The 2338-nt window shown below is 38.5% G+C and carries 3 protein-coding genes; 2 read left to right on the forward strand and 1 reads right to left on the reverse strand.

Translation table 11 applies throughout. The features are described from left to right. Positions 1-285: flavodoxin family protein (locus QZ055_RS09195; protein ID WP_295826435.1), on the forward strand; the 285-nt coding region annotated here is incomplete at its 5' end. An 81-nt stretch (positions 286-366) separates the two neighbouring features. On the opposite strand, the gene QZ055_RS09200 is transcribed toward QZ055_RS09195, so the two are convergent. Then, positions 367-1926, reverse strand: a complete 1560-nt coding sequence (locus tag QZ055_RS09200; protein WP_295826438.1) for a hypothetical protein — start codon at positions 1924-1926, stop codon at positions 367-369. A gap of 153 nt (positions 1927-2079) precedes the next feature. On the opposite strand from QZ055_RS09200, the gene QZ055_RS09205 reads away from it, so the two are divergent. Then, a partial coding sequence (locus QZ055_RS09205; RefSeq protein ID WP_295826441.1) for an iron-containing alcohol dehydrogenase occupies positions 2080-2338 on the forward strand: 259 nt, incomplete at its 3' end.

A 2338-nucleotide genomic window follows, 5' to 3' on the forward strand; every position in this document is an offset into this window, starting at 1 on the left:
ACAGCTGGCGTACCACCGCAAATGGCACATGCTAAGGAGAGCTTAATCAATGCATCAAATTGTTTACCTGATGGCGTAGAGCCTGTAGGAACCTTCGTTTGCCAAGGTAAGGTAGATCCTAAGGTCATCGAAATGATGTACAAGATGTTCCCGAAAGGGCATAGCCACGGTCAATCTGCTGACCGCGATGCACGTCACAAACAAGCTGCAGTACACCCAAATGAAGACGATTTTAAAGCGGCCCAAGATTTTGCCCAACATATTCTAGCCAAGTTAGATCGATGAATAAAAGCAGTACCCCTGTGGGGTACTGCTTTTGTCATATTATATATAATGTTGTCATTATTACTATATTGTATTATATGCTTAATTATAAAGTACATTAAATTTAAGTTTACGTGTATCGAATTGGTTTATGAAGTACGACGTAATCAATAGCTTATATCCATTGCCTTCTATAATGACAGGATCGATAGCTGTTTTATCGACTGTAAGGAACTTATCATAAATATGATGCACCTCTGTCACACCATTTGGTAGAGACACCTCTAAATCAAGGCCTTTGTTGAGGAACTTGAAGGAGATGGAGTCGAAGTTGGCAGACTCTACTTGGTATTCTTTAAGATCTTGTTCGTATACAATTAACTCAATGTTTTCAATGTATTTATCGTAGCCTGCAATCGAAATAACCTTTGGTGCAGTTATAGCATCAAAATTAATATATTCAACTCGTCTGCCGTTTGCTGGGTTGGTATCTGGCAGTTTTAAATCGTCCACAGGTACATATGGTGTACCGTAGTCCGTGTAGTTAGGGTCAAAGGTAGCAGCTATTGGTAGGCTTGCATGCCATTCGCTATCGACTTTAGTATAGGTCACAAATTCACGATACGTTGTATAGCCTATGAATGGTGTCAAGAGAACGGCACCTAAGGCTAGAGCCATAACTGTTGTGTGTACAGAAGGTTTTAAACCTTTCACAAGAGAATAAATATTGTGTACTAAGAAGATTAGATTGAATGCACTCACATAAATTGTATTGAGCCAGAGAATTGGTTCATTGATCACACGTTTACCGATAAGAGCTAAGCACAGTGTAGTTAGCGTAATGAATAAGAAGCATAGGATTTGCTGTGTTCTGCTACTTTCACTAGATCTAAAACTAGCCAAGTAGAATAGGTAGAAAATAGCTACATACGGATAATAGGTGTAGAAGAAACGCGTATCCTCTCGAAGCCCTAACAGAATCAAGACTAAATAGATATTAGCTAGAATGCCTGTAATAATGGACGCCTTAGGCAAAATGATGCCGAATACAACAGTAAAAAATGAGTTTGGTGCTGGAGGACCTGCGGGATCCTCTTTGTAAGAACATACCATAGATAGACAAATGAACATATTAATGGATGCGAGTACCTTAAAAATGGTTTCTTCAAAGTTGAATGGTTGGTCCACGATGATGAAGAAGAACCATAAACTCATGATGATAACAATGTTATATAGAGTAGACGTAACAAGGGTGATGCCAATCCGTTTGATGCGGTTAATGATTTCACCGATGTAGTGTTCACCAGGCGAGGTGAAATACAAGGCAATCATGGAGTACAGCCATAGGTACGATATATTTTCCGTAGCCAGTTCAATACCTCGCACATAGCCGTAGCTTTCGTGAATCATATAAAGGCCAACGCTGATCCCGATACTTACTAAGGTATATAAAATGGAAAACTTTCGAGCCCTTGTTATATAGCTTTGTAAAATAACGATAAAGAAATACAGTGAGTAAAGCTTAATGTCGATTTCGGCAAACCAATCTTGTTCAATATACAACGGTGTACATGAAAATATGGCTATTAATGCCAGTAATATAGGCGACTGTGTTGCTAGGTCCCGCAGCGAAGACCATAAATGTTTAATAGCAAATTTCATAGATGTTCTCTCCCTCTATAAATATAAATATAAATACCCCTCTTATTATTAGTATACCTGTTTTCTGGTGAAAGCCCTATGAGGTTTTACATGCTTTTAAATATCCTTTACAATAACACTAAGAACTAGTTTTCAAAGAAAAGAGGTTATCACATGGAATTCTCTTATTTTTTACCTGTAAATATCCAATTCGGTTGGAATAAAGTAGATAATGTTGCTGAGTTTGCTGCACCGTACGGCAAGAAAGCACTTATTGTAACTGGTCGTACTAGTGCCAAAAAATCTGGTTTATATGACTGGGTGGTAGAAAAGCTTGATGCAGCTCATATCGGTCATGTATTGTTTGATCAAGTAGATGCCAATCCATTGACCACAACTGCCTTAGACGGCGCTGCGTTAGCTAAATCTGAAA

Source organism: uncultured Veillonella sp. (genome assembly GCF_905209685.1).
Classification (GTDB): Bacteria; Bacillota; Negativicutes; order Veillonellales; family Veillonellaceae; genus Veillonella.